At 59.1% G+C, this 24568-nt stretch carries 23 protein-coding genes; 13 read left to right on the top strand and 10 right to left on the bottom strand.

The features are described 5' to 3' along the window. Nucleotides 1-73 precede the first annotated feature (73 nt). The 4 genes from NW828_RS09255 to NW828_RS09240 all read right to left on the bottom strand — a co-directional run bounded on the left by NW828_RS09255 (nt 74) and on the right by NW828_RS09240 (nt 2214). Nucleotides 74-1030: an NAD(P)H-binding protein gene (locus NW828_RS09255; RefSeq protein ID WP_414383403.1), complete on the bottom strand. Its 957-nt coding sequence runs from the start codon at nt 1028-1030 to the stop codon at nt 74-76. 146 nt (nt 1031-1176) lie between these two features. Then, the gene (locus tag NW828_RS09250) at nt 1177-1467 is read right to left on the bottom strand and encodes a 4a-hydroxytetrahydrobiopterin dehydratase (protein ID WP_414383401.1); all 291 of its coding nucleotides are present in this window, start codon (nt 1465-1467) and stop codon (nt 1177-1179) included. A 67-nt stretch (nt 1468-1534) separates the two neighbouring features. Then, on the bottom strand, nt 1535-2053 hold the full coding sequence (locus NW828_RS09245) for a GNAT family N-acetyltransferase (protein WP_414383399.1): 519 nt from the start codon (nt 2051-2053) through the stop codon (nt 1535-1537). 2 nt (nt 2054-2055) lie between these two features. After that, nucleotides 2056-2214, bottom strand: a complete 159-nt coding sequence (locus NW828_RS09240) for a hypothetical protein (RefSeq protein WP_011434410.1) — start codon at nt 2212-2214, stop codon at nt 2056-2058. A 210-nt stretch (nt 2215-2424) separates the two neighbouring features. Here NW828_RS09240 and NW828_RS09235 point away from each other — a divergent pair, with 210 nt between their 5' ends. From NW828_RS09235 to NW828_RS09210, 6 genes are all read left to right on the top strand, one after another. After that, nucleotides 2425-3267, top strand: coding sequence for a cysteine hydrolase family protein (locus tag NW828_RS09235; protein ID WP_238376823.1), 843 nt, complete (start codon nt 2425-2427; stop codon nt 3265-3267). A gap of 45 nt (nt 3268-3312) precedes the next feature. Then, nucleotides 3313-3777, top strand: a complete 465-nt coding sequence (locus NW828_RS09230; protein ID WP_011434408.1) for a cupin domain-containing protein — start codon at nt 3313-3315, stop codon at nt 3775-3777. Between the two features lie 270 nt (nt 3778-4047). After that, nucleotides 4048-5700, top strand: a complete 1653-nt coding sequence (locus NW828_RS09225) for a CocE/NonD family hydrolase (protein WP_414383397.1) — start codon at nt 4048-4050, stop codon at nt 5698-5700. Nucleotides 5701-5798: 98 nt separating this feature from the next. Then, a complete protein-coding gene (locus NW828_RS09220; RefSeq protein WP_011434405.1) occupies nt 5799-6059 on the top strand; it encodes a DUF6761 family protein in 261 nt (86 codons plus the stop codon). A 216-nt stretch (nt 6060-6275) separates the two neighbouring features. Further along, the gene (locus NW828_RS09215) at nt 6276-8078 is read left to right on the top strand and encodes a glycosyltransferase family 39 protein (protein ID WP_414383395.1); all 1803 of its coding nucleotides are present in this window, start codon (nt 6276-6278) and stop codon (nt 8076-8078) included. A gap of 177 nt (nt 8079-8255) precedes the next feature. Beyond that, nucleotides 8256-9713 (top strand): circularly permuted type 2 ATP-grasp protein, encoded by a 1458-nt coding sequence (locus NW828_RS09210; protein ID WP_414383393.1) that lies wholly within the window; start codon nt 8256-8258, stop codon nt 9711-9713. Between the two features lie 21 nt (nt 9714-9734). Here NW828_RS09210 and NW828_RS09205 read toward each other — a convergent pair whose 3' ends face one another. From NW828_RS09205 to NW828_RS09185, 5 genes are all read right to left on the bottom strand, one after another. Beyond that, nucleotides 9735-10295 (bottom strand): gamma carbonic anhydrase family protein, encoded by a 561-nt coding sequence (locus NW828_RS09205; protein ID WP_414383391.1) that lies wholly within the window; start codon nt 10293-10295, stop codon nt 9735-9737. Between the two features lie 16 nt (nt 10296-10311). After that, a complete protein-coding gene (locus NW828_RS09200; protein ID WP_414383389.1) occupies nt 10312-11316 on the bottom strand; it encodes an alpha-E domain-containing protein in 1005 nt (334 codons plus the stop codon). Further along, nucleotides 11310-13220, bottom strand: coding sequence for a hypothetical protein (locus tag NW828_RS09195; protein WP_414383387.1), 1911 nt, complete (start codon nt 13218-13220; stop codon nt 11310-11312). The genes NW828_RS09200 and NW828_RS09195 overlap by 7 nt, the downstream gene beginning before the upstream one ends. After that, on the bottom strand, nt 13214-13765 hold the full coding sequence (gene moaC / locus NW828_RS09190) for a cyclic pyranopterin monophosphate synthase MoaC (RefSeq protein ID WP_414383385.1): 552 nt from the start codon (nt 13763-13765) through the stop codon (nt 13214-13216). Before moaC ends, NW828_RS09195 begins: the two co-directional genes overlap by 7 nt. Nucleotides 13766-13857: 92 nt before the next feature. Then, nucleotides 13858-14382 (bottom strand): Tic20 family protein, encoded by a 525-nt coding sequence (locus tag NW828_RS09185; protein WP_414383383.1) that lies wholly within the window; start codon nt 14380-14382, stop codon nt 13858-13860. A gap of 278 nt (nt 14383-14660) precedes the next feature. On the opposite strand from NW828_RS09185, the gene NW828_RS09180 reads away from it, so the two are divergent. The 3 genes from NW828_RS09180 (at nt 14661) to NW828_RS09170 (ending at nt 17960) form a co-directional block, all read left to right on the top strand. Next, nucleotides 14661-15128, top strand: coding sequence for a hypothetical protein (locus NW828_RS09180; RefSeq protein WP_414383381.1), 468 nt, complete (start codon nt 14661-14663; stop codon nt 15126-15128). Between the two features lie 269 nt (nt 15129-15397). Then, nucleotides 15398-16432 (top strand): ferrochelatase, encoded by a 1035-nt coding sequence (gene hemH, locus NW828_RS09175; protein ID WP_414383379.1) that lies wholly within the window; start codon nt 15398-15400, stop codon nt 16430-16432. 145 nt (nt 16433-16577) lie between these two features. Continuing rightward, on the top strand, nt 16578-17960 hold the full coding sequence (locus NW828_RS09170; protein WP_414383377.1) for a CCA tRNA nucleotidyltransferase: 1383 nt from the start codon (nt 16578-16580) through the stop codon (nt 17958-17960). On the opposite strand, the gene NW828_RS09165 is transcribed toward NW828_RS09170, so the two are convergent. Further along, nucleotides 17957-18682 (bottom strand): response regulator, encoded by a 726-nt coding sequence (locus tag NW828_RS09165; RefSeq protein WP_414343626.1) that lies wholly within the window; start codon nt 18680-18682, stop codon nt 17957-17959. The genes NW828_RS09170 and NW828_RS09165 overlap by 4 nt on opposite strands. Before the next feature lie 385 nt (nt 18683-19067). Here NW828_RS09165 and NW828_RS09160 point away from each other — a divergent pair, with 385 nt between their 5' ends. The 4 genes from NW828_RS09160 (at nt 19068) to purH (ending at nt 24458) form a co-directional block, all read left to right on the top strand. Continuing rightward, entirely contained in the window at nt 19068-19970 is a 903-nt protein-coding gene (locus NW828_RS09160) for a 4-hydroxybenzoate solanesyltransferase (RefSeq protein WP_414383375.1), read from the top strand. 180 nt (nt 19971-20150) lie between these two features. Beyond that, nucleotides 20151-21644 carry a hypothetical protein gene (locus NW828_RS09155; protein WP_414383373.1) on the top strand — a complete coding sequence of 498 codons (1494 nt, stop codon included), beginning with the start codon at nt 20151-20153 and terminating at the stop codon, nt 21642-21644. Nucleotides 21645-21780: 136 nt separating this feature from the next. Beyond that, on the top strand, nt 21781-22572 hold the full coding sequence (gene cysE / locus NW828_RS09150) for a serine O-acetyltransferase (protein WP_414331426.1): 792 nt from the start codon (nt 21781-21783) through the stop codon (nt 22570-22572). A gap of 152 nt (nt 22573-22724) precedes the next feature. Then, on the top strand, nt 22725-24458 hold the full coding sequence (gene purH / locus NW828_RS09145) for a bifunctional phosphoribosylaminoimidazolecarboxamide formyltransferase/IMP cyclohydrolase (protein ID WP_414383371.1): 1734 nt from the start codon (nt 22725-22727) through the stop codon (nt 24456-24458). Nucleotides 24459-24568: the final 110 nt, after the last annotated feature.

Here is a 24568-nt window from a genome sequence, read left to right as displayed (position 1 = left end):
TGGCCAGGAACTTCTTGAGTTTTCTCTATCTCGTCAGTGCTCTCTTTTGGCTCAAATGAAAGATCAACACAACCTAGAAGGGCGTTTTGACTTTGGGTTGCTTGACCTTTAGCTCGCGAAGCCGTTTCAACATCTTCTGGAAATACTCCGCCAGGTAATCCTCAAGCGAGGTCAGAGAGGTCAGTTCAATCCCCAGGGTTTCGCATACAGGCGTCATATCGGCGTGCATGGGTTCTTTGGCCGCGATCACCTCCACAAACGCCAGCCGGTCGGCAATGTTCCAGCTCCACTGAAAAAACTGCGCCACCTTGCGCGCCCCTCTCAGCAGTCCCAGCGGCATGGTGCTGACTTTGGCCTTTTTGCCGGAGAGCTGCTCGCACAAGGCAATGACTTCTCGAGCCGTCCAAGCCTTGGGCCCCACCAAGGGAAAGATTTGCTGCTTGGCAGCTTCTACAGTGAGAGCTCGCACCGCAAACCGGGCTGCATCTAGGGTGTCTAGGTAGGCCGTTGGCATGCCCTCGCCGGTTACCCAGACGATTTGTTCTTCCAAGATGGGGATGGCGTACTGGCCAATCAACCCCTGCATAAAGCCCGCTGGCCGGAAAATGGTGTAGGGCATCTGGGATCCAACCAAATACTTCTCAATGTGATGCTTGAAATTCATCAGGGGCACATTGGGATACTCGTGGTGGGCGCCCATGATGGAGAAAAAGATAAAATGCCCTACCTGGGCAGCTCGGGCTGCATTGATCAGGGCAACTTTGCCATCCCAGTCCACCTGACGGGCGCTGAGGGTGTCGGTCACCCGCACCGTGGCACAGTCGATCACCGCCTCGATGCCTTCCATGGCGGAGTTGAGGGTGCTGGGCTGAAGCAGGTTTCCCACCTTCAGGTGAGCGCCCCATTCACTTAAGAAAGCAGCCTTTGCCGGATTTCGCACCAGACAGGTAACTTGGTGTCCCTCTTCGATGGCTCGGCGTACCACTTGACGGCCCAGCGTTCCCGTCGCCCCCACAACCAGCACGTTCATAAAATTATCATTTCTTAACCTTAGGCTTAGTCTATCAGACCGACACAGCTCCCGACACAATCCAACACAACTTTGAGGCAGCGACAAAATGGGGATCCTCTGCCAAGCCGGCTTTGAGGGATCCCCAAAGTTGGGTACTGAAGCGTCTAGCTGGCCAGCTCGTTCATGCGTTGCGCCAGGGTAAAGTCCAGTTCTGTAATGCCCCCGGCATCGTGGGTGGTGAGATCCACCCGCACGCGGTTGTAGACATTGGTCCATTCGGGATGGTGCCCCATGCTCTCGGCCACCAAGGCCACACTGCTCATCCAGCCAAAGGCTTCGACAAAGGAGCGAAACTGAAATTGACGATGCAGCTTCCCATCCTGCAAAGACCAGCCCGGCAGATTTTCCAGCTTGGCTTGGACCTCAGCTTCACTGAGTTTGACAGGTCTGGACATGGGCTTTCCCTCCAGTCTTTGCCACCGCTTTCATCAAAAGAGCAACTGAGAGCGGATCCCAGCTTATTTACAAAACTTCATAACCTTTTGGTTCTGCCACGCCAGCGGCGCCGAGGGGTTTGTACAGCCAGTAGCCTTGCACGGAGAAATGGGCCCGCTTGTAGAAATTGAGGGCAGCCTGGTTATGGCAATAAACCTGCAGGGTGATGGCCGCCAGCTGCTGCTGGGATCCCCAGCGTTCCACCTGTTGCATCAAAGCTCTGCCCAGGCCCTGCCGGCGATGGGCGGGATCCACCCAGAGCAAAAAGACGTAGGCCACCCGCCGATGGGTGGCTTGATCTGTGGAGATGCCGGCCCAAACACAGCCCACCGGCTCTGCAGTTTCTTCTTTCAAGATCCACCAGCAGGGGGTGCGGGGTGGGTCGAAGAGGCGATCCAGCGTCTCTTCTAGGTGATCCCAGTTGCTTTGTTCTGGAAAAGATTCCTGCAACGTGGCCTGCAATCCTCGTCTCACCCAGGGCCGATCCCAGGCTGAACCAATGCGCCAACGGTAACCGGCGGGCAAAGGGATCCCTTGTTCAGCCATCCTCAGGCATTTGCAGAAAGGGCCACAGGCGTCGCTTCTTCTAGAGGGGCAGGCTGGGCCATATCCTCCGGCAGAAACGAGCGGATGCTCACCACCACCAGGGTAAACAGAAACACCAGCAGGATGAGAGCGGGAAAGATATATTGCCGCAGGATGCTCATGCTTCTACATAATCATTTCAAGTTTCTACAGCATAGCGTGCAGGGAGGGATCCCTGGGCAGCTTTTCGGAAATCTCCTCGGTTTTTCTTCTCCTGATCTCCATCTCAGCCCCTATCGACTGACCCTGGGGGATCCCATGCGTTAATAAGGTGAGAAAGTGTAGCCTATGATTCCAAAGTCAGGTCAGCTGTGCATTAAGGTCGAGCGTAGTTGTGGGTCATCACTCAACTGCCCAACCTGATCCCACTGCTGCGCGACGCGAGCGGAGAATCCATGAGCACTCCCAATCGCCCCTTGAAGACCCTTGGGATCCCTCCCAATGCCTGGGCTGTGAATGCCGAAATGGCCGACCTCACCCGTCCGCCCTTGGATCCCCGGCCCATCCTGCTACCCACCTCCAGCAAAACCCTGCGCTTGGATCTGGCCAAGGCGGCGTTGTTGGTGATCGACATGCAAAACGACTTTTGTCATCCCGACGGTTGGCTGGCCAGCATTGGCGTCGATGTTACACCTGCACGGGCTCCCATCGGCCCTCTAAAAGCCCTGCTGCCCCGCCTGCGACAAGCTCAAGTGCCGATTGTGTGGGTGAACTGGGGCAATCGCCCTGACTTGCTCAACATCAGCGCCGGCTTGCGACATGTGTACAACCCCACCGGAGAGGGAGTAGGGCTGGGGGATCCCTTGCCTAAGAACGGGTCTTTGGTCCTCACGCGGGGCAGTTGGGGCGCTGCTGTGGTGGAGGAACTGGAGGTCAAGCCCGAGGATATCTGGGTGGATAAGTTCCGCATGAGCGGCTTTTGGGATACCCCTCTCGATAGCATTCTCAGAAACCTGGGGCGCACCACCCTCTTTTTTGCCGGCGTGAACATCGACCAGTGCGTCATGACCACGCTGCAAGATGCCAATTTCCTCGGCTACGACTGCATTTTGCTGGAAGACTGCGCCGCCACCACCTCTCCTGAATACTGTTTGCTAGCTACCCTCTACAACGTCAAGCAGTGCTTTGGCTTTGTCGCCTCCTCCTCAGATTTGCTCGCGGCTCTCCCCTGTTAGCACTTGCCCACTATTCACCCCTCATCTCTTGAGCGGAGGATCCGGATGCAAACGCTTTCCCGCTGCGTGATTCCAATTGTTAAAACCCCTGCCGATTATCAGGCTTTTCGCATCAGCCCCCACGATACCAATCGCCTGGCCATCGTGTTCGATCCTTCTCATGCTCAGATTTCTCTAACCTTTTGTGTGGAGATCTTCGATGAGGGAGGCAAAACCCCTCCAAATCGCCATCAAATGGCTGTGGAAATGTTTTTTGTTCTCAAGGGGGAAGGCCTGGCCATTTGCGATGGAAAAGCGGCTCCCATCAAAACTGGAGATAGCATTCTGGTACCGCCGACCGGTGTACATGAAATCCACAATACCGGCCCAGGCCGCCTCTACGCCCTCTGCTTCATGGTGCCCAACGAAGATTTTGCCGAGCTCATCCGCTCCGGCACTCCTGCGGACTTGGATGAGGAGGATTTGCAGGTGCTGTCGGGGGGCTGGAGAAGGGCATTTGCTGAGGCTTAGGCCTCAATGGCTCTGGGAGCTGTAGAGGTTGGAAGTCAGGGGTACTCCGACAAATCTTTTCCCAGGGTCTCTGTTTCCATAAATCCATAAAAGCCATAAAAGAGGGGTCTGGAGGGGGCTGCGTTTGCGCCAGCAGGCCGGAGATCAAGGGCAATACCAGGGAAGGGGCTCAAACTCTGGTGGGAGTTTCTCCCTCTCATAAGGGCTTCTGTTTTATCTTAGGAAGAATCCACCCAGGGATCCCTTAGGTTGTCCTTGGTTGGTATCCCTTTGGCAAGATCCGCTAGCCCAACCCAGGCCATGTTGCCCGTTCGCCCCCGCGAAACTGTTTCCATGTTCACCCGCGACGGGATCCAACTGGACGCGGATGTCTATCGCCCGCAAGGGGAGGGGAGCTACCCGGTTTTGCTGATGCGGCAGCCCTATGGGCGGGCCATTGCCTCGACGGTGGTGTATGCCCATCCCAGGTGGTATGCGGCCCAGGGGTACATTGTGGTCATCCAGGATGTGCGCGGACGGGGAACTTCCAAGGGATCCTTCTACCCTTTCCGCCATGAGGTGGAAGACGGGTTTGACGCCGTCAATTGGGCGGCTGCCTTGCCGGGGAGCAACGGCGTAGTGGGCATGTACGGCTTCTCTTATCAGGGCATGACCCAGCTGTATGCGGCTTCTACCCGTCCCAGCGCCTTGAAGGCCATCTGCCCGGCGATGCTGCCTTACGATCTCTATGCCGATGCCGCTTACCCAGGGGGGGCCTTTGCCTTCTACAACAACCTCAGTTGGGCCTTGCAACTGGAGACCGAAGGGGCGCGTCTCAGGGGGGATGCCAATGCCTACCAGGCGCTTTTGAAAGCTGCCCGCAATCTCCCCCTCTACGACCCTATCCCCCTCAAGCCGGGGGTGTTGCAGCAGTATGCCCCCCAGTCCTATTACTTCGACTGGCTGGAGCACAGCGAGCCGGATGAATACTGGCGCAAGCTCTCTCCCCGTCTAGAGGTGGTGGATCTGCCGATGCTACACATTGCCGGCTGGTTTGACAGCTACCTGAGTGGCAGCCTGCGCCTCTACAAGGAAATGAGCGCCCGCAGCCAGAACCCTCAATACCTGATCATCGGCCCTTGGATCCATCTCCCTTGGGGGCGCAAAGTGGGGGCGTTGGACTTTGGCCCAGAGGCTGTCAGCCCCATCGATCGGCTGCAGGTGCGCTGGTTTGACCAGTTCCTCAAAGGCAAAGATACAGGGATCCTCCAGGAGCCGCCGGTACGCCTGTTCGAGATGGGATCCAACCGCTGGCGCGGCTTTGATGCTTGGCCTACCCCTGAGCCAAAAGCTTTTTACCTACACAGCACCGGCTTGGCTGCCCTTTCAGAAGCAGAGGGATCCCTTCGCCCTGAACCCTCGCCGACGCAACAATCGGATACCTTTGTTCACGATCCCTGGCGACCGGTGCCGGCCTTGGGGGGCCACCTAGTTCAGCCTGCCGGGCCGCAAGAGCGCTCCGCCCTCGACTGCCGCACCGATGTCCTGACCTATACCACTCCGCCGCTGCAAGCCGAGCTGGTTCTGGCCGGGGACATTGCTGTGGAGGTGTACGCGGAGGCCGACAGCCCCAGTTTCGATCTTTGCGCTGTGCTCTCGGTGGTAAGGCCCGATGGGCAGGTGTATAACTTTTCCCAAGGCTATTGTCGCCTACGGGATCCCCAGCCCAGTACCCCCATTCTGATTCCCTGTCAGCCCACCTGTATTCGCATTCCTTGCGGTCATGCTCTGCGCCTCAGCCTTAGCGCGGCTTGTTTTCCGGCCTATCCTGTCAACACAGGCACGGGAATGCGGGAAGAGCGGCTGATTGAGGCCCGCATTCTCACCATCACTCTCCGCAGCGGTGGCGAGACGCCTTCGCGGCTGCACCTGCCCATGGCTTGAAGCCAAGAAGAGACCAAGCTTCGGGATCCCGTTCGCAATCCCCGCTTACAAGGAGACACCAAACGTTAGGATAGAAACAGGCAGGGCAAGGGAACACCATGTTGCAAGACCCAAAGTTGATCCGGCACTATCAGGCTTTGACCGATGCTCTGGTGGATACCTGGCAGCGGGGCTACCGGCGCACCGATGAGCTACGTCTGCTGGTGGATGGCTACCTGCTGGCCTTGCGAACTGGCAAACAATTGGAGCCCTTCGAGATCTATCGCATTGAGGACGAGGTCAACCGCTTCCTCTACGATCCGTCCAACTTCATAGATCCGGAATTGGAGCCAGAGGCGGAGCCAATGCGGGGTTATTGATTTTGTGAATCCCTGTTGGCGATCCCTAGAACAGGTGGGGCAAAGTTTTGATTCCAACCTTTTCTGATCTCCCCTCGCCCCTTGGGAGAAAGACTAGGGGGGAGGGCGCTGACTGAGTTCTGGTTTTGTCGAGCATCTTGCGCCTGGTAGGCTGAGAGGGATCGATTCGTTCCTGATTCCAGTCGTATCGGTTCTATGGCGGTTTGGGATAGGGTGATGACCTCCCGGCATCTGCCCCTGCTGGGATCCGGCTTGGGCTTGGGGGTAGCCCTGATCCTCTGGTACGGGGTGTTTGGCTACCACGTGCTGCAGATTGGCCTCTGGCTGCTGAGCATCCTGCTGGTGGGGTTGTATTGGGCGCAGTTTTCCCCGGCTCAACCCCCTTGGGATCCGACGCGGCTGCGCTGGCGACAGGAGCTGCTGCACCTGGCTCTGCTGGCGCTGGTCTTTGCTCCGATTTACCTCTACGACCTGCCCAACATCCCTTTTCAGATCAATACTGACGAGATTGTGATCACCTCCATGGCCCGTCGCGCCTCAGGGGTGCGCTATCCCGATATCTTTGGGCTGATGCCGGAGTATTTCTATTTCCCCCGCTTCATGTTCAGCCTCTTCGGCGGCCTGACGCGGCTGATGGGGGGAGTCACGCTGCTCAATGTGCGCACGGTACATGCCGCCTTCGGGGTCGTCACCATTCTGGTGGCCTACGGGTTTTTTCGGGCATTTTGGGGATCCCGGCTGGCTTTGGCGGGGGCGGCCCTCTTGGGATCCAACCACGCCTTGCTGGGCATCAGCCGCATGGCCATGCGGGAAAACCTGATTGTGCTGGTGGAGTGTGCGGCCCTGGCCTTGCTCCTCAAGGGCGTGCGGGAAAAAAATCCCCTGTTGCTCTATCTGGGGGGAGGAGCGGCGGCTTTCTCCCTCTACGGCTATTTGCCGGGGCGGGTGGTGATCCTGCTGGGGTTGCTGTTTGGAGTTCTGTACCTGCTCCTGGGCCGGGAGGATCTCCGAGGAGAAAACAAGCAAGCTAATCCCCTCTGGGTCCTGGCTAAGCTGACGGTGCCGGCGGCGTTGGGTTTTTTTCTGGTGGCTGGGCCCATTCTGGTGGCTACGGTCACAGCACCCGCGGTGAGCGCCGAGTACTCTCGCCAACAATTTCTCTTTTTCCCGGAAGGGCGGGCGTTACAACAGATGTGGGTGAATGCGGCTACGCCAGAGGAGGCGGTCTGGCGCAACATCTTCAACGGCCTCAGCATGTTCAACGACCGCAGCCAACACGACCGAGGCTACATCTATCCCAACTATGGCCACGCTTTTGTGGATCCCTTGACGGGGGCTTTGATCTGGCTGGGGCTGGGATCCGGCCTCTACCGCCTTTTCAAGAAGCGCAGCCAGCCCCACGACTGGCTCTGTATCGGCAGCTTCCTATTTCTCTACCTGCTGTTTAGCTTGGCCATCACCAAAGCCCCCAACTACACCCGCCTGCTGGTGATCCTGCCCTTTGTAGCCTATCTAACCTTGGAAGGGATCCAAGTGCTGGCAGGTCTCCTGGAACGCTGGGGATCCCGGGCCGGGAGTTGGCTGCCGGCGGCGGCGATGGCGGGGGCAATCCTGCTGATTGGGGGGTGGAACCTGGCCATTTTTGGAGACTTTGTCCACAAAGGCTGGACGCAGGGCAACGATGTGGGGGCCACCGGGCGCTATGTGGCAGCTCGCCAAATGGATCCCGACTACCGCTTCTATCTGGCGGCTAGCACTGCCTACCCCTATTTCAGCTGGGGAGAGCCTATCTACTGGCAAAGTTGGATTCAATTTTTTGCTGGGCCGGAGCAGGAGGTGAAGGTTTTTTCCCCAGAGACGTTGCCCGGCCAAGACCTAGAACCGCCGTTTACCCTGTTCACGAATGAGGCAGTATGGGATCAGCAGGGGGCAGAGCTGCAACGGCGCTTTCCCAAGGGGCAGTTGCATCGGATCCCTGCCGAGCGGGGGCTATGGGCCTTTGAGGTGGCGGATCCCTAGAGCTCCCCCCCTGGTTTGGCCAACCCACTGTTCGCGGGACGGAGTCCTTTCGCGTCAGCGGGACGGAGTCCTTTCTTTTTACCAGGCTAAAAGTAGCTGAAAGCACACTATGCAGATCCAGAGCCGCCAACAGTAGAAGAAGTAGAAGAAGATGATAGCGTTCCAGGGATCCCAGACGTGCGTTTTGATGCCTACGACCCGGGCGAGGGGTTTTACGACGAGCTGTTTTTGGGGCGTAACCAGCCCCGTCCTGAGGCGATCCCGTTGATTGAGCGCATTCATTCTCTGGAAGAAGGGGAACTGCAGCAGCGGCAAGCGGCAGCACAGGCGGCCCTCTTTCAGATGGGGGTGACCTTCAACGTCTATGGCGATAGCCAGGGCACAGAGCGAATTTTCCCCTTTGACATTATTCCCCGTATCGTCTCAGCTTCCGAGTGGCAGCGGCTGGAGAAGGGTCTCAAGCAGCGCATCCACGCCCTCAACCTGTTCATCGACGATGTCTATCACGACCAGAAGATCCTTAAGGATGGGGTGATCCCTGCCGAGCTGATCGAAACGGCCAAGGGATTTCTGCGGCCCTGTGTGGGGCTCAACCCGCCGGGGAGAATTTGGTGCCACGTCACCGGCACCGACCTGGTGCGGGATCGGGACGGGACTTGGTACGTGTTGGAAGATAACCTGCGCTGTCCGTCGGGAATCTCTTATGTGCTGGAAAATCGGCGGGTGATGAAAAGCACCTTTCCCTCCCTGTTCAACACCATGGGGATCCGCCCGGTGGACGACTACCCTAGCCATTTGTTGGATACTCTGCTTAACCTGGTGCCGCACCTAGCCAACCCAACGGTGGTGGTGCTCACCCCCGGCATCTACAACTCCGCCTACTTCGAGCATTCTTTCCTCGCCCAGCAGATGGGGGTGGAGCTGGTGGAAGGGCGGGATCTGGTGGTGGCCGATGGCTATTTGCAAATGCGCACCACCAAAGGGCTGCAGCGGGTGGATGTGATCTACCGCCGCATCGACGATGACTTCATCGATCCCCTTGCTTTTCGCCCCGATTCTCTACTGGGGGTTCCGGGCCTGTTTGAGGTCTACCGGTCGGGGCGGCTGGCGATTGCCAACGCTTTGGGAACAGGGGTGGCGGACGACAAGGTGATCTACGCCTATGTGCCGCAGATGATCCGCTACTACCTGGGAGAAGAGGCCATTTTGCCCAACGTGCCCACCTACCTCTGCTGGGATCCCAAGGATCAGGCGTATGTGCTGGAGAACCTCGACAAGCTGGTGGTGAAGGCAGCCAACGAGTCGGGTGGCTACGGCATGTTGATGGGATCCCAGGCCACACCGGAAGAGCGGGCTGCTTTTGCCGAGAAAATCCGCGCCCAGCCGCGCAACTACATCGCCCAACCCACCCTGTGCCTTTCTCGCGTGCCCACCTTGGTGGATCGGGGAGAAGGCCCCCGTCTAGAACCCTGTCATGTGGACTTGCGGCCCTACATCCTCTATGGCAAGGACATTTATGTTCACCCAGGGGGGCTGACCCGCGTCGCCCTCAAGAAGGGATCCCTGGTGGTGAACTCCTCCCAGGGGGGCGGCAGCAAAGATACCTGGGTGCTCTGTGTGGATCCCGGCTGTTGAGAGACGGCTGGCAAAATAGGCTCAAAGTCGCTCGCCCGAACCTCTGCTCCACCGGCCAAAGCGGCTGGCATGTTGAAGCGCCAGATCCACGTAGTGCTGAGCGTGAAGGCGCAGTTGCTCAACCTCTTCCTCGGTGAGGGTGCGGATAACCTTGGCCGGGATCCCCGCCGCCAAAGAGTGGGGTGGCACAGACCGGGTGACCACTGCTCCAGCTCCCACCATGCTGCCCGCCCCGATGGTGACCCCGCTCAAGAGAACGGCCCCAATCCCGATCAGACATCCCCCCTCGATGTGGGCACTGTGGATGACCGCTCGATGGCCTACGGTCACTTCCTCGCCAACCAGGGTCGGCTGTCCGGGATCCCCGTGCAGAATGGCTCCATCTTGGATATTGCTGCGGCGGCCAATCACAATGGGCGAGAGATCCCCCCGCAGGATAGCCCCGTACCAAATGCTCACCGCTTCCGCAAGTTGGACATCGCCGATCAGTGTGGCATTGGCGGCAATAAAGGCTGCCTCATCTACTCCCGTCGGCTGCCGATCCAGCCCAATTGGCCAGGTGTCCTGTTTTTCTCGTTGCATTTAGAGTCGAGGCCGTTCATGTCAGTTGGGCTTGACGTTGAGAGAGTAGAGGGGATTCAGACGGTTGCAAGGGGCGAGTGGCAAAGAAAGTTTCGTAGATGCAATCGCCAACGTGGTTCATTTGTAGCTGCAATTTGTCGAGAAACTCATGTAAGCCCTGCTCCATAATGTCGTCGATGGTTAGGTAGTCCAGCTCAGAACGCAGGCGGCCCAAAGCTCGCTCGCTGGGATCCCGCCAGGTATCGGCTGGGGTGCCGGTGATCTGGTGCAGGGATCGATCTGCGTGAATAAGACAAAACTGAATGGAGCGGGGAAATTGCCGATCCAAAATCAGGAAAGAGGCCACCTCTCTGGGATTGATGCGGTGCTGGCGGCTGTATTTCCGGTACATTTCATAAGCACTGGCCGACTTCAGCAAAGCAATCCACTGCAACTCATCCAAAGCCGTACCCACATACTGCAGAGAGGGCAGCAAAATAAAATACTTAACGTCCAAAATGCGCGCCGTTTTGTCCGCCCGCTCCAAAAGACGGCCAATCTGGCCAAAGTGCCAACCTTCCCCGTGGGTCATGGTGGCATCCATCACCCCGGCGAATAGGTGACTGGCCAGCTTCACTTCCGTGAAAAAATCATGGAGCTGACTCAGGTGGGGGCCTTGCTGAGCCGCTTCTTTGACCATCAAATAAAAGCGGTTGACCCGCTCCCACATTTCTGAAGAAATGACCTCCCGCACAGAGCGGGCATTTTCCCGCGCCAGCCGCAAACAGGAAAGGATGGAGTTGGGGTAATCCCTATCAAAAGCCAGGAACTGGATGACCGTTTCTTGGGTCGCCTGGCCATAACGCTGGTAAAACAGCTCCTGATCCCCAGTGGTGTAGACAATGGGATCCCACTGCTGAGCGGTGCCGCTGGGCGAGTCGAGAATCAGGTTTAGGTTGACATCGATAAAGCGGGCGATGTTCTCGGCGCGCTCCACGTAGCGGTTGAGCCAGTAGATGGAATCGGCCACGCGACTCAGCATGCTGTTGCCTCCTCTGGAGTGTCTTGTCTCTGTGCTCCGTTCAAATTCAACAAACGAAGCAGCCGCCGCAGCTTCACCAGCAGCACCCCCGTCAGGCCGGTCAAGATCCACCCCATCCACTCGGCTGCAGTACCCAGATAGCGCACCTGCACGCGATGATCCCCCGGTGGGATCCGCACCTGCAACAGCCCCACTCCGCTGTGCTCAGCAGACGTGAGGCGACCATCCACCTGTACCCGCCAAGCGGGGTAGTAAAACGTGCGCAGGACTACCCATCGATCCTGAGCAGTGGGGTTAACGGCCCGAAAACGACGGTAGCCATAGCGCCACTGCTCCACTTCCAACAGTGGCTCCAGATCGCTTTGTTCTCGTCCAAAGTTCACCATGTCGCCTTGCCACCGCAGCAGCGGATCCACCTCTGGGGGCGGCATGGGCAGCGTTGCCTGGCGAGGCCGGTACTCCAGCACATCCACCAGCGCCAGCCCATCGGGAAAGATCCAGTGCCAGTGAAGAAAAGCGATGCCCGGTCGCTGCTGGGGCTCATTGGGAAATGGCTTGGCTGCAGACAGCTCTTGAAAAGTTTGGATGGTCTGGGGGTCAAACCTGGCTCTGGACAAGACCTGCCAGCCCTGCCAGCTTTGTATCCCCATGGCCAGACCTATCCCCACAATCAAGAGGATCCTCAAGCCCTTTTGTCCCCACCCCCAGGCGGCCAGGGATCCCAACAGCCAGGGCACGGTTACCGCCGTCACCGCCATCCAGCGCCAAGAAAACTGAATGCGCCGCAGGGGCAAAATCCACTCGTAGAGCCAACCCAGCAGATCCGTCATCATCAGCAAGGCCACCAAGCTGGCCCCCAAGCTGTAGAGCAGGATCGCTTTGGCCAGGGGAGCATGGGATCCCAAGGCATCAAAGGACTCCGTCTCGTCAGCGCGAACGGAATGGATCGGGGTCATCCCCCTTGTCCTGCGGGCCAGCCATTCCCAGAAAACCAGGATCCCAGCACCCAAGACAACGGCTACCATCCAGAGCCAGTACCCTACCAGGCCGCTTTCAAACCAGTGCTGCGTCAGTTGCGGCTGGAGCCGGGTCAGCCCACTCACCATCAAACGATGTTGGGGCATGTACTCTTCGACGAAATTGACGAAGTCCACCTGGACAAAGCGCTGATCCCAAAAGGCTGGCAGCAGATAAAACGCCGCCCACCCCAGCCCCAGCCCAAACCCCAAGTAGCAGCGCCCCACCCTGGGCCAGAGGGGATCCCAGCGGCCCAGCACCCACGGCAGGGGCAGCCAAGTTAGCGTAAAGACCAGCAAAGTGGGCAAGTGAGATAGGGCCAACAGGCCGTAGCTAATGGCTAAGGCCACAATCGGCCAAAGGGACTGGGGCCGGCAGATCACCTGGACTGAGGCCCAGAAAATCCAGGGAGAGACAGCAATGGCCCACACTTCCCCCATTGCCCCCCGTTGGTAAATATCCACCAGCCAATAGGGGCCGGCCATACCCGCCAGAGCCAAAACCAGAGCCCAAGCCCAGGGGATGAGTTGCCGGAGAAGGGCATACAGCCCTGCGCCAAAGACTGCCATCGCCAAGCCCATGCTGGCCACCAGGGATCCGGGCATATCCAGCTCCAGCAGGCGAAACGGCAAAGGGGCCACCATGCACAGAGGGGGATAAAAAGCAAAGGTGGGATTGCCGTAGCCGAAGTTGGAATACTCCAGCCAGCGGGGGTAGAACTGCCCGCTGAAAAACTGTCGCTGATACTGAAAGGCCCAACTGAGGTTGAAGTGAGTGGAGTGAGTCATGGGATAGCCCTGGCGCAGCATGGGCCAGAGCAGCACCCCAATGCCCACCAACAACCCTAGCCCAACACCCCTCTCTGGTTGTTGCAAAGCTTTCAGCATTTCTCGGCGTTGTCCCCATCCTCTACCTCGAAAGGCCCAGACTTCCCCCCATACTTGCGCAACAGCCGGATGTTTTCGATCACCATCGTCTTCTCCAAGGCCTTGGCCATGTCGTACAGGGTGAGGGCAGCCACCGAAACTGCTGTCAAAGCCTCCATCTCCACCCCTGTTTGGGCGTTGGTTTTCACTGTAGCGGTGATCAGAAAGCCGGGCAGATGGGGATCCGGATTCAGATCCACGGTGACGCTGCTCAAGGGGAGAGGATGACACAGCGGGATCAGATCAGCGGTGCGCTTGGCAGCCATGATCCCAGCCAGGCGGGCCGTTTCCACCACATTCCCTTTGGGCCCTTGACCAGCCAGAATAGCCTGCAAAGTCGTTTCTGACATGCGTACTTGTCCTTGGGCAGTGGCCAAGCGGGCAACCATGGGCTTGTGTCCCACTTCCACCATTTGTGCTCGGCCAGAGGCGTCCAGGTGGGTGAGGGCTTGCCCAACAAAGGACTCTGTCCTGCTGGCGCGACTAGAACTCGAATCCGATGGCACCCCGGCCTCCCACAATCCTTGAGAGCTGAAGAGTTGGCTTAAGCTCCGATGAGGTCGGCAAATCGGCAACCAGACCCGCAGGGACTTGACAACTAGTAGCGAATCCAGGCATAGGCGGCATCAGAGAGCACCGGCACCTCGGCGTAGTGGCCGCGAATGTTTTGCACCCAGGCGTAGACGGTGATGGCAATCACCCCCAAGAGAGCCGTGGTGGCCAAAATGCTGACCATCGCTGCCAGGCCAAGGTTGCCGAAGAGTATGCCAAACGCCTGCATCAGCACCTGCACCAAGAACAAGGCAATGTTGAGCAAGAGCGCCTGGATGGTGTTGAAGCGAACAAAATGGGCTACGCGGGTGTTGCGGATCACCAGGAACAGGAGAGCCAAAAACACCCCCATTCCCAGCCAGCCCGTGGCCAGGGGCACCAGACGAAACAGAGGCGCAAAAATGGGGATCAGCCCTGGCAAAGATTGAAACAGCCCAGAGGGCAAAAAGCCCAAGGGCAGAGCCGATACCAAAGGCAGAAGGTAGGGAAGGGATCCCCACAGCCGATTGATGGGAGTGATGTCGCCGCGCCAGGTCATAATCCGTCGATCCCTATTAGGTGCAGTGGTCATTGAAGTGAAGTTTGCTTGTCGGTGCGCTTCCAGGATCCCCACCAGCTAAAGATTCAGAGAGAGAAAGCAACACCCAAGCCTTGGGCCTATTGTAGTCGATGGATTTGGGTGGCTCAACGCGCTTGGCCGCAAGCCGGCTTCTGCTTTCCAGTGAGCAGAAAAACTCGAGGCCAAAAGGTTCAGGGTGAGCGTTCCGATGCATCTGGGCTGGTATAATCAACGGCAAGTCCTGGCTGCATACCGGTTTTTTGGGTTCTTTACATTTTTCAGCTTCCACCATGAAGATTTCATCGTCTCCCGCTGCTGGCGTTGTCGGAGCTTTCCTCTGGCAAGTTTGGTCTGGGCTGATGGGTTTTCTCAACGACCGTCTGTTGCCGGAGCGCTATCACATTCGGCCCGAAGCTTTGCCGGGGTGGATTGCCCAGGTGTGGGCAGGCTATCTGCGCTATCGGGAAGCCTCTCGTCCGGGGGCGATCCAGTTTCGCGGCTTGACGGTGGATCCCAGCCGAGATCTGCGCTCAGCTCACCTCGGATCCCGTCCGCTCCGCTACCGCGGCTGCCCCATGGAGACGGTTGCCCGCTCTGGGGATCCTTCTCCTACCGCCCAACCCATCCCTGAAAAGGCTTTTGTGCCCCCCTACTGGAGACTTCTTAATGCGCTGCGCTTGAAGTTGAGCCTGGCCGATGTCGATTGCTATCCGGTCACTCCGGCCCTGCAGCGGGTTTACCGAGGTCGAGAGTTTTAACACCGCTCTGCTGCTCTGCACGACAGTGGAGTTTTAAGGCTGGGGATCCCCTTGGGGGTGGGGATTCCTTTTTGGACTTTGTTCGCGACAGCGGGACGGAGTCTCCGGATTGGACTTGTAGGTTTGGGTGCGGGTGGTTTCTCCTGAGGGGAAAGCTGAGAAAGACTGCAAAAAAACTTAAGGTCACTTTCCCGCTGGGGGATAAGAGCCCCTACAGTGGATAAAGAAGAACATGGTGCTCCGCACCGCCAACGCGAATGAGCTTTGTTATGTCCAAAAGCGGCGTGCTCCTGCTGAACTTGGGGGGGCCAGAGACCCAGGCTGATGTGCAGCCCTTTCTTTACAATCTGTTCGCCGATCCTGAGCTGATCCGCCTGCCATTTCCCTTCTTGCAGCGGGCCTTTGCCTGGGCCATCTCCACACTGCGGGCCGAGAAATCCCGTCGCAACTATGCGGCCATTGGGGGGGGATCCCCCTTGCGGCGCATCACTGCCGAGCAAGCGCGAGAACTGCAGGCCCACCTGGTGGCTGAGGGCTATGACGTGCCGGTGTATGTTGCCATGCGCTACTGGCATCCGTTGATCGAGTCGGTGGTGCAGCAGATCAAGTCGGATGGGATCACCCGCTTGGTGGTGCTGCCGCTTTACCCGCAGTATTCCATCAGCACGACGGGATCCAGCTTTAAGCTGCTGGATCGGCTCTGGGCTGAAGATCCGGAGCTGGCATGCATCGAGCGCTGCCAGATCTGCTCCTGGTACGATCAGCCTCAGTACGTGCAGGCGATGGCCAGAGGGATTCGGGAACAGTTGGATGGGTTTGCCGCTCCCGAAGGGGTGCATGTGCTGTTCAGCGCCCACGGCATTCCCGAAAGCTATGTCACCGAGGCCGGGGATCCCTACCAACGGGAAATGGAAGCCTGCGTGCGGCTGATCTGGAAGCAGGTGGGACGCCCCAATGACCACACCCTCTCCTATCAAAGCCGGGTGGGTTCGGTGCGGTGGCTGCAACCCTATACCGAACGGGTCATCCTGGAGTTGGGATCCCAAGGCGTGAAACAGTTGCTGGTGGTGCCGATTAGCTTTGTGTCGGAGCACATCGAGACCCTGCAGGAGATCGACATCGAGTATCGGGAGCTGGCCCATCGAGCTGGGATTGCCGATTTTCGCCGTGTGCCCGCCTTGAATGCCGACCCTCTGTTCATTGCCGGCTTGGCGGCGCTGGTGCGGCCTCATCTGCTCACTCCGGGCTTGGCAGCTCCTGCCTTTGTCCCTGCTGCTGTGGGCAGCTCGCTGCTGGAGCGGTAGGGAAGAACGCCAGGCATTTCATTGTTGCTCTGCTCATTGTTGCTCTGCAACGCTGACGCGACCAGACGAGGACGCTGACTTCATACCCCCAGAAGCGTTCTCCTACCACCCCAGGTGTCTCATCTTCATGGAGTTTTGACTGGGAATGACCCTAAGCCCGAGCGAAGCCTTGCTGACGAAGTGGCTGCTGACCTATTTTTACCAACGGCTGCCTTTCCCCCAAGAGTGGCTGCCGCAGGAAAGCTATTGGGTAGGGGGATCCCTGCGGGATGCTTACCTGGCTTGGCTGCGGAGCTGTGCTGCTGGGGATCCCGCTCGCGACGGTGGGATGGAGTCCTCAGCGTCGGTGGATTTGGACCTGATGTGCGCTGTGGATCCCGTGGGCTGGGCAGCGGCAGTGGCACGGCGGTTGGGGGCGGGCTTTGTGGTGTTGGATCCCGAACGGCAGATTGCCCGCATTGTGTTGGCAAAGTTGACCGTGGACGTGGGGCTGCAGGTGGGATCCACCCCTGAGGCGGATCTGGAGCAGCGGGACTTCACCTGCAATGCCCTGGCCTTGGATCTGCAACGGGAGCAACTGCTGGATCCCACGGGCGGACAAGCCGATATTCACCAGAGCCGGATGCGCATGGTACACCCCGACAACCTCAGTGCTGATCCGGTGCGGCTGTTGCGGGGTTATCGACAGGCAGCTCAACTGGGGTTTGTGCTGGATCCGGCTACGCAAGAGGCGATCTGGGAGCGGGCCCCCCTTTTGGCCAACGTGGCGGCAGAACGAGTGCGGGCAGAGGTAGTGGCCCTCTTGGAGGCAGGGATCCCTGGGCTGGCTCACCTACAGGGGGCGGTAGCGGCGGGGTTGCTGCAGGCTTGGCTGCCCCACCTGAAACCGGAAAGTCCGGGCTTCCCTCAAGCTCAGGCGGTGTGGGAGTGGGCCGGGCGCTGGCAACCGCTCTATCCCCGCACGCTGGCAGAGCTGGCCCAGCCCTTGACATCCTCACGCGAAGGGCGCGGCAGGCTGTTGGCAGTGGTGCTGGCGGCCTTGTTGTGGGATCCAGCGGGAACTGAGGACTCTGTCTTGCTGACGCGAACGGCAGAAAGGGTGGAAACCGAGCTGGAGCGGCTGCGCTTCAGCCGAGCGGAAATGCGGGCCATCCAAAAGCTACACCATCTTCTGCCTCAGCTTCAGCTTCTCCTGACGGACTCCCCCACCCCTGCGCAACAGTGGCGGCTTTATCAACAGGCGGGATCCCTGTTCGGTGGCCTGGCGCTGTTGGCGGCGGCTACGGGCGGCGACCCTCAAAAGCTGGAGTCTTGGCTCAAACGCTACGAAGACCCCCAGGATCCCCTGGCCCATCTGGTGCCCCTGCTGGATGGCCGCGATCTGCTGCACAGCTTGGGGGCCAAACCCGGCCCCTGGGTAGGCCAGTTGCTGCAAGACCTCCAGGAGGCGCAGGCTTGGGGGCAGATTCAAACTCGTGCCGAGGCGCTCTCTTTTGCCCGCCGGTGGCGTGGCCAGCAAAAAGACTAGCCGAAGCGATAGCCGAAGCCGCGCACCGTCACCAAATACTCTGGGTTGCTGGGATCCAGCTCCAATTTTTCCCGCAGCCAGCGGATATGCACATCGACGGTCTTGCTGTCGCCCATGAAGTCGGATCCCCAGATGCGCTCCAGAAGCTGTTCCCGCGTCCAAACGCGGCGGGGATTGGACATAAACAGCTCCAACAGGCGAAATTCCTTGGGGGAAAAACTCACCTCGACGCCCCGCACCAACACGCGGCACTCCTGGGTAAACATGCACAGATCCCCGTAGCGGAGCACCGTGGCATCGCTGGCTTGGGCCAGTTGTTGCCGGCGCAACACCGAGCGACAGCGGGCGATCAGCTCCCGCATACCAAAGGGCTTGGTCAGATAATCGTCGGCCCCCAGTTCCAAGCCCACCACCCGGTCGGTTTCGCTACTTTTGGCCGTCAACATCAGGATGGGAATCGTGTTGCCCTCCCTGCGCAGCAGCCTGCACAGATCCAGACCGTTCAAGCTGGGCAACATCAAATCCAAGATCATCAAATCCAGCCGCTCAACCGTATGCACCATCTCAAGGGCTTGCCGACCATCGGCGGCCTGTAAAACTTGATATCCCTGTTCTTCTAAAGCCAGGGCAACCGTTTCCCGAATGGCATCCTCGTCCTCCACCACCAGCAGGGTCTCCAGATGGGGAGCAGCTTCCTTGGCTTGAGGAAGTGAACCAGTCATGGAGAGGGTTGCTTCCATACAGAACTCCGTCGCGCCTGCGCATTTGCGGCCTCAACCCCCCAGAGCAGAGCGGGTCACGTAGCAATCACTGCCTCACAGGGGAAGAAGGGCAAGTGCCGCCACCTTCAACAGCAGCCCCCCGCTAGGATATCAAACTTCCAGGGCCGGCCAATGTAAAGAGAACAGGGGTGGACTGATTGCCCAAGGTCTTGAGACGGCGAATGGGGCCACAAAGATTCCAAAAACCTGCAATTCAGGATGATTTAAGATCTCTAATGTGGAGCCACCCCTACCCACGCCTCATGGTGCTCTGCACCCCTCCCGCGAACGGCAACTCACGCTTTAAGGACTCCGTCCCGCTGTCGCGATTGGCCGGAAACCGGTTATGTCTGCTTCCCCTTCTGCACTCTGGGCCACTGGCGGAGCCATTCTGCGGCTGTTGCGCTGGCATAAGCCGGCAGGGCGATTGATTTTGATGATCCCGGCTCTGTGGGGAGCTTTTTTGGCCGGACGGGGAACACCCCCTTGGCCGTTGGTCGGGATCATCATTTTGGGCAGCCTGGCTGCCAGTGGGGCAGGCTGTGTCATCAACGATCTTTGGGATCGGGACTTAGATCCATTGGTGGAGCGCACCCGCCATCGCCCGTTGGCCAGTCGGGAGTTGACCGTTGGCGTCGGGATCCTGATGGCGGTGGTGAGTTTGGCCTGTGCGGCAGGGCTGGCGCTGTTTCTCAACCCGGTTAGCTTTGCCCTCTGTGTGGCGGCGGTGCCGGTGATCCTGCTCTATCCGGGGGCCAAGCGGGTGTTTCCGGTGCCGCAGTTGGTGCTGGCTCTGGCGTGGGGATTTGCCGTGCTCATCAGTTGGACGGCGGTGAGCGGCCAAGATGCCAACACACCCCTGTGGGAAGAGGGGCTGGGCTGGCTGTGGCTGGCCACGGTGTTGTGGACACTGGGATTTGATACCGTCTATGCCCTTTCGGATCGAGAAGATGATGAGCGGGCCGGGATCCATTCCAGCGCCCGTTTTTTCGGGCAGCGGACGCCGACGGCGGTAGGGCTATTTTTTTTGGGCACTGCCATCGCGCTGTTGGGGGTAGGCCTCAGCCTACGGTTGCATGGAGTTTATTTTGTCAGCTTGGCCATCGTCACTGTCCTCTGGGGCCGGCAAACCTGGCAGCTTCACCGAAGGAATCCTCCTCCCACCCTGTACCCGGCCATCTTCGGCCAAAACGTGGTGCAAGGATTTATTCTGCTGGCGGGGATGATCGGCGGGTCCCTGCTGGCCTGAGGGATCCCCTGGCCTCTCGCATGGCCAGATGCCTCTCTGAAGAACGCCTTGCCCCTCAGCCGACGCTGGGGCTGCCTCTTTGGGAAGGGATCCCGACAAATCTCCGGACTGGCAGGAATCGGCCCAGGGCCATGGGCAAACGGTAGAATGAGACGATTAATTGCAGGATCCCAGCCTCCGATGGCCCCACTGAGCAGCGGTGAGCCTCCCTATGACATTCTTATTCTCTCAAACGGCCCTGGAGAGCTGACCACCTGGGTGCGTCCGGTGGTGATGGAATTGCGCCAGCAACTGCCTCAGGCACGCCTCTCCCTGGTGCTGTCCCCCTGCCCCCATGCTTCCGGGCAAGAGATGAAGATAGCGCAAGCGTTCGTCGACGTGGATCGGGTGCAGGATCCCGATTTTTTTCTGGCTTTTTTGCTTACTGGCCAAACCGAAGAAGCCTGGAATTGGGCCAAGCGAGGGGTGGTGCTGTTTCTGGGGGGGGATCAGTTTTTTGCCGTCTGGATTGCTCGCCGCTTGCGCTATCGGCTGGTGGTCTATGCTGAGCATCAACCCCGTTGGCGGCCTTGGGTACATGCTTTCGCCGTGCGAACCGAGGCAATCAAACGCCGCTACGATGGCGGACGGCTGCTGGGCCACCCTTGGGCCCACAAAATGCACGTTGTCGGGGATTTGATGGCGGATGGCGTAGCCAGCGCTGTCTATTTGCCGGGGGTGCCCCTTTCCGGCTGGCTTGGCAGCAGATCTCCTGCCGCTGCCTCCAAACCCACGGCAGGCTTTTCTTCCCCAACCCAAGCCTTTGGCCTGCTCCAAGATGCATCTCCCAGCTCCATCGGCGAGGGGGAGCCTGTAAGAACTGCGCCAGAGAGAGTGGGGAACCGCTTCACCGATGAAGAATTGCTACCGCGCGGCTGGCAGCGTCTGAGCGATGAGAACCGCACCCACTATCAGGTGGGGCTGCTCCCAGGCTCCAAGCCAGCCAAGCTCTCCTTGGGGGTGCCATTGGTGTTGGCTGTGGCCGATGAGCTGCGACAGATGCTGCCGAATGTCCGCTTTGTGATCCCGGTGGCCCCAGGACAAACCCCCCAGTCGTTGGCAGCCTATGCCCATCCCAAGCTCAATCCCGATATGGCTTTGATCTATGGCACCTCAGCCATTCTGGAGCAGACCAATCTGGGATCCCAGTTTGTTACCCCCTTTGGCAGCACGGTGCAATTGTGGACAAGCTTCCCTGCCTATTCTGTGCTGGCCAACTGTGATCTCTGTCTGACCACCATTGGCGCCAACACCGCCGAGCTGGCCTATTTGGGGGTGCCGATGGTTGTGGTGATCCCTACCAACAAGCTGGAGGCAATGCGCGCCTGGGATGGGATTCTTGGCCTGTTGACCCGCCTTCCAGGCTTGGGCACTTGGCTGGCCCGCGCCGTCAACAGAATTGCTCTGCGTTGGCTAGGTCACTTGGCTTGGCCGAACATCTGGGCAGGGCGAGAGGTGGTACCGGAGTTGCGGGGCCACTTGCGCCCGGTGGCCGTGGCCGCACAAATGCGAGTTCTGTTGGAAGATCCCCAGCGCCGTCAGCAAATGCAGACAGAACTGCAGCGGCTGGGGGGAAGGCCGGGAGCCGCGCAAGCCATTGGAGAACTGGTGGCTCAGCAGTTGAGTAAAGGCTAGGGCAGAAGGCAATTTGCTTGAGCTCGACCCAGTGGAGAGTTGCGCGAGGAGCTCCCTTGGCGCGATTGGAGATCTCTCCTTGCTGCCGGCAAAAAGTGCTAAAAGGGGAGTGGAGGTTCCTAAACGGAGACCATTCATGCTGACGGAGGCCGAGCAGTCGGCGGTGGAAAGCCCCAAAACGGGGGAGGGCAATTCTCTCCCTGCTGGCAAGCCGGAGCCAAAACTGGGGTTCTGGCAGCAATTTTGGGAGGATGTTGACTGTGTCTTCGATCGGGATCCGGCAGCACGCAATCGCTGGGAGGTCATCTTCACTTATCCCGGTGTGCATGCTCTGTTTTTGCACCGCATCGCCCACTGGCTGTGGAAACGGCGCTGGTTTTTCCTAGCGCGGCTGCTCAGCTTCTTGGCTCGTTCTTTCACATTGATTGAAATCCACCCGGCAGCCAAGATTGGGCGGCGCTTTTTCATTGACCACGGCTGTGGGGTGGTGATCGGTGAGACGGCAGAAATTGGCGATGATGTTACCCTCTACCACGGGGTCACCTTGGGGGGTACCTCTTGGAACAAGGGCAAACGTCATCCCACCCTGGAAAATGGGGTGATTGTCGGCACGGGGGCAAAGATTCTGGGGCCGGTTCGCATTGGGGAAAAAGCTCGTATCGGAGCCAACGCGGTCGTGATTCAGGATGTAGCTCCCGGCATGACGGTGGTTGGGATCCCAGGCCGTGCGGTCATCCCGCCCCATCAGCGCCGCATCCCCGCCCATGGCATTGACCTGGATCACCATCTCATGCCTGACCCAGTGGGACGGGCTATCGAACAGTTGCTGCACCGTATCCAAGATCTGGAAGCCCAGGTGGCCCGCCTTAACCGGGAGCGGGAACAGGTCCGGCAGGATCAGGTGCGAGGCGAAGCAGAATATTCCTGATCCGTCCTGCTGATGCGAACGATCTGAAGATTTGTCTGAACCAGGTGGCTGGACAAGAGGGTCCAGCTTTCGGGGTATGCTGTGAGAGCGCTGGGCTGGGTATCCCGGCCAGCTTTTTCCTCTGGGCCCTTCTCTACTGGATAACGCCTCCAATGCCCCTTGCTACTGCGCAACGCTGTCGCGAACAGGATTCTGTACCGTTGGCTTTGTTGAGTGTATCCGACAAAACCGGACTGATCCCGCTGGCCCAGTCCCTCGTGCAAGAGCATGGCTTTCAACTGCTCAGCAGTGGGGGAACCGCCAAGGCGCTCTCAGAAGCTGGGATCCCGGTCACCCCTGTCTCTGCCCACACTGGCGCGCCGGAAATCTTGGGGGGAAGGGTGAAGACGCTGCACCCCCGCATCCACGGCGGCATTTTGGCCCGCCTGGAATGCAGCGAAGACCGGGCAGACCTAGAGGCGCTGGGGATCCCTCCCATCCAACTGGTGGTGGTCAACTTCTACCCTTTTGAACAGACAGTGGCCCAGGCAGGAGTGTCTCTGGAGGAAGCTTTTGAGCAGATCGATATCGGCGGGCCCACTTTGGCGCGGGCGGCAGCCAAAAATTATCCCTACGTTACGGTGCTGACGGATCCCAGCCAGTACCCCCAGTATTTGCAACTGCTCTCCGGGGCCTATGGGGAAACAGAGCGGCTGGCGTTTCGCTTCCAGTGTGCTCGTCGGGCCTTTGAGCAGGTGCTGGCCTACGACCGCGCCATCGTCACCTACCTGGCTCGCCTGGAGCTAGCAGGTCCCTCCCAGTCCTCCGCAGCTGCCGCTGAAGACAGGTTTCAACTGCAAGGGATCCTGTGGCAACGCCTGCGCTACGGGGAAAATCCCCATCAAGCTGCCACTTGGTATGTGACGGATCCGGCTGCCCCCGGCTGGCACCGGGCTAAGCAGTTGCAGGGGAAGGAGCTGAGCTACAACAACCTGCTGGATCTGGAGGCGGCCCGTGCCCTGGCGGCAGAGTTAACCTTGTTACTCCGCAATGCTGATGCGACGCGGCCCACTGACGGGAAGGGCTCTGTGTCTTCTGGCTCTGCTCGGAGGGAGTTCTTGCAACCTGAACAAGCGGTGGCGGTGGTGGTTAAGCACAACAACCCCTGCGGGGTGGCCATTCGCCCATCGCCGGCTGCCGCCCTCGAGGCTGCCCTGGCTGCTGATCCAGTTTCGGCCTTTGGGGGCATCGTCGCCCTCAACCAACCCTTGGACGCAGAGACCGCCCGACGGCTGGTGGAGCCTTTTTTGGAGTGTGTGGTGGCTCCCGATTGCACTCCAGAAGCGGCTGAGCTACTGTCAGTCAAAAAGAACTTGCGGGTCTTGATCTTGCCGGACTTGTGTGTGGGGCCTGCCCAAACAATCCGCACCCTGGCCGGGGGCTTTCTGGTGCAAGACGCCGATTCACCTGTTGCTCTGCAACGCTGTCGCGACCAGGAACCGACGCAAACCGACAGCCCCCCTTCTTGGCAAGTGGTCACCCAGCGCCAGCCCACACCGGAGGAGTGGGCGGATCTGGAATTTGCCTGGATAGTCTGCAAACATGTGAAATCCAACGCCATTGTCGTCGCCAAGCAGAGGCAGACGCTCGGCGTCGGAGCCGGACAAATGAATCGGGTGGGAGCAGCGGAGATCGCTCTCCAGCAGGCGGGATCCCAAGCAGCAGGAGCTGTTTTGGCCAGCGATGGCTTCTTCCCCTTTGCCGACAGCGTGGAGATGGCTGCCCAAGCAGGGATCCGCGCCATCATCCAGCCGGGGGGGAGCATCCGCGATGCCGATTCCATTGCTGCTGCCAACGCTGCCGGTATTGCCATGGTTTGCACCGGCATACGTCACTTTCTGCACTGAGCCCGCCTTTCTGCTCAAGAGAGAAATCTTCCCAAGAGCATGACTCTAGTCAATAATAAGCTCAACTATACTGAAAATAATGTATAATATGTTCAGTACGGATTACTACC

Source organism: Synechococcus sp. W55.2 (assembly GCF_047461635.1).
GTDB lineage: Bacteria > Cyanobacteriota > Cyanobacteriia > Thermostichales > Thermostichaceae > Thermostichus.
This window is presented reverse-complemented; position numbering and strand designations above follow the sequence as displayed.

Bases quoted from the DNA above. Each gene is read 5' to 3' on its own strand.
- purH (WP_414383371.1), top strand. From the start codon at position 22,725: ATGCCCCTTGCTACTGCGCAACGCTGTCGCGAACAGGATTCTGTACCG.
- NW828_RS09240 (WP_011434410.1), bottom strand. From the start codon at position 2,214: ATGAGCATCCTGCGGCAATATATCTTTCCCGCTCTCATCCTGCTGGTG.
- NW828_RS09200 (WP_414383389.1), bottom strand. From the start codon at position 11,316: ATGCTGAGTCGCGTGGCCGATTCCATCTACTGGCTCAACCGCTACGTG.
- NW828_RS09250 (WP_414383401.1), bottom strand. From the start codon at position 1,467: ATGTCCAGACCTGTCAAACTCAGTGAAGCTGAGGTCCAAGCCAAGCTG.
- NW828_RS09205 (WP_414383391.1), bottom strand. From the start codon at position 10,295: ATGCAACGAGAAAAACAGGACACCTGGCCAATTGGGCTGGATCGGCAG.
- NW828_RS09185 (WP_414383383.1), bottom strand. From the start codon at position 14,382: ATGACCACTGCACCTAATAGGGATCGACGGATTATGACCTGGCGCGGC.
- NW828_RS09195 (WP_414383387.1), bottom strand. From the start codon at position 13,220: ATGCTGAAAGCTTTGCAACAACCAGAGAGGGGTGTTGGGCTAGGGTTG.
- NW828_RS09230 (WP_011434408.1), top strand. From the start codon at position 3,313: ATGCAAACGCTTTCCCGCTGCGTGATTCCAATTGTTAAAACCCCTGCC.
- cysE (WP_414331426.1), top strand. From the start codon at position 21,781: ATGCTGACGGAGGCCGAGCAGTCGGCGGTGGAAAGCCCCAAAACGGGG.
- NW828_RS09245 (WP_414383399.1), bottom strand. From the start codon at position 2,053: ATGGCTGAACAAGGGATCCCTTTGCCCGCCGGTTACCGTTGGCGCATT.
- NW828_RS09160 (WP_414383375.1), top strand. From the start codon at position 19,068: ATGTCTGCTTCCCCTTCTGCACTCTGGGCCACTGGCGGAGCCATTCTG.
- NW828_RS09255 (WP_414383403.1), bottom strand. From the start codon at position 1,030: ATGAACGTGCTGGTTGTGGGGGCGACGGGAACGCTGGGCCGTCAAGTG.
- NW828_RS09180 (WP_414383381.1), top strand. From the start codon at position 14,661: ATGAAGATTTCATCGTCTCCCGCTGCTGGCGTTGTCGGAGCTTTCCTC.
- hemH (WP_414383379.1), top strand. From the start codon at position 15,398: ATGTCCAAAAGCGGCGTGCTCCTGCTGAACTTGGGGGGGCCAGAGACC.
- NW828_RS09155 (WP_414383373.1), top strand. From the start codon at position 20,151: ATGGCCCCACTGAGCAGCGGTGAGCCTCCCTATGACATTCTTATTCTC.
- NW828_RS09215 (WP_414383395.1), top strand. From the start codon at position 6,276: ATGACCTCCCGGCATCTGCCCCTGCTGGGATCCGGCTTGGGCTTGGGG.
- NW828_RS09220 (WP_011434405.1), top strand. From the start codon at position 5,799: ATGTTGCAAGACCCAAAGTTGATCCGGCACTATCAGGCTTTGACCGAT.
- NW828_RS09165 (WP_414343626.1), bottom strand. From the start codon at position 18,682: ATGACTGGTTCACTTCCTCAAGCCAAGGAAGCTGCTCCCCATCTGGAG.
- NW828_RS09170 (WP_414383377.1), top strand. From the start codon at position 16,578: ATGACCCTAAGCCCGAGCGAAGCCTTGCTGACGAAGTGGCTGCTGACC.